Source organism: Thermoanaerobacter sp. CM-CNRG TB177, from assembly GCF_018588165.1.
GTDB classification, from domain to species: Bacteria; Bacillota; Thermoanaerobacteria; order Thermoanaerobacterales; family Thermoanaerobacteraceae; genus Thermoanaerobacter; species Thermoanaerobacter thermocopriae.
Window position 1 is genome coordinate 1 of record NZ_JAFCAC010000094.1, and the last position, 1,349, is coordinate 1,349.

The following is a 1,349-nucleotide window of genomic DNA, read 5'->3' on the forward strand; positions in this document are numbered from 1 at the left end:
GGCTTTGTAAAGTAAAAATGAAAAAATAGCATAGGATTTCTCATGATAGCTTCAAAATTTGTCCAAAATATAGCGAAACGAGGTAAAAAATCAATAAAAAGAATGAGGAAAACCGAAATCCAATTTATAGCAAAAGCAAAAAAGGCATAGGGAAGCATACCCTTGCTATTTCCAAGGGTAACCATTTACTAGTTTATTGATTAAGAAGAGAAGACTGCTTCAAGCAACTAACAAATACTTTTTCTTTTCTTTTGGAGTAAGATTTAAACCAGCTACCTGAGCCGGTGTCCAACCATTGAGAGAAGAATGAGGCCTTACAAAATTGTAAAAAAACACAAACATACTGATTAAATTATTAGCTGATTCAAAAGAAGCAAAACCCTGTTTAGCCTTATACCAGGCCTTAAACTGATGGTGGAAAGATTCTATCAAATTATTAGAGATGTCATTCTTAAAGCTTTCAACCCTAATATGTTTAACACTGTAACCAAATAAAGACTTAACAGGTACTTTATAAGCACTGTAGCGATCACTCACAATAGCAGAAGGAGTTCCTAAATTTCTAACAGAATTAAGCAAAGCAAAAGCTTGCCTAGAGTCTCTATAAGGAGTGAGGTGAAAACCCAGAATAAAACGAGTTTCAGAATCTATAACAAACCAGATATAATATTTTTCACCAGCGATTTTAACTACAGTTTCATCTACATGCCATTCATCAGAATTAAAATTCAACATAGGAATAAGTTCTAGAGAAATATTGTGAAACAAAGGAGCAAACTTTCTACACCAATTACTGATAGTAGTATGAGAGACCTCAACATTAAAGGTAGTTTTTAAAATTAAAGAAATATTTCTAAATGAATTTTTACCAAGAAAAAACATAGACAAAGCAGATAGAATGATATGTACAGGATAGCGCATGCGTTTAAAGTTAGTTTTGCCAACGAGCTTAGACATAGAAGTAGAGGGGATAGCAGTAGGTTTTGGGACAAAAAACGAATGATTACACTTTTTATCGCAACAACGGTAATTAGAGTAATACTCATAATCATGATGAAGGAAAGAAGCTTTACCACAAACAGGGCAGCGAGGATATTTAGGAGTTTTTTTAGAAGAAGGTTTATCAGGAGCAAATTGATGGTGGCATTTACGGCAAAGATACTTTTGATAACCATCTTTAGTTTTGCCATATTTGTAGAACAGACTAGTATTATTGCATTTTGGACACTTTAATGGTACAATGTTTTGCATGAGGACTTCATCCTTTCTGGGAGGTATTTTGTTTTTCCTGCAAAACATTGTACCAGAAAGGATTGAAGTCCTCAACTTTCATTTAAGTTTACAAAACG

1 protein-coding gene is annotated in these 1,349 nt (G+C 33.4%); it reads right to left on the bottom strand.

All coding sequences use genetic code 11. The annotated features are described in order from the left end of the window. Positions 1-219 precede the first annotated feature (219 nt). The gene (locus tag I4N53_RS11210) at positions 220-1,251 is read right to left on the bottom strand and encodes an IS6-like element ISTps1 family transposase (RefSeq protein ID WP_012994533.1); all 1,032 of its coding nucleotides are present in this window, start codon (positions 1,249-1,251) and stop codon (positions 220-222) included. Positions 1,252-1,349: the final 98 nt, after the last annotated feature.

Coding starts and splice junctions, on each gene's coding strand:
- I4N53_RS11210 (WP_012994533.1), bottom strand. CDS start 1,251: ATGCAAAACATTGTACCATTAAAGTGTCCAAAATGCAATAATACTAGT.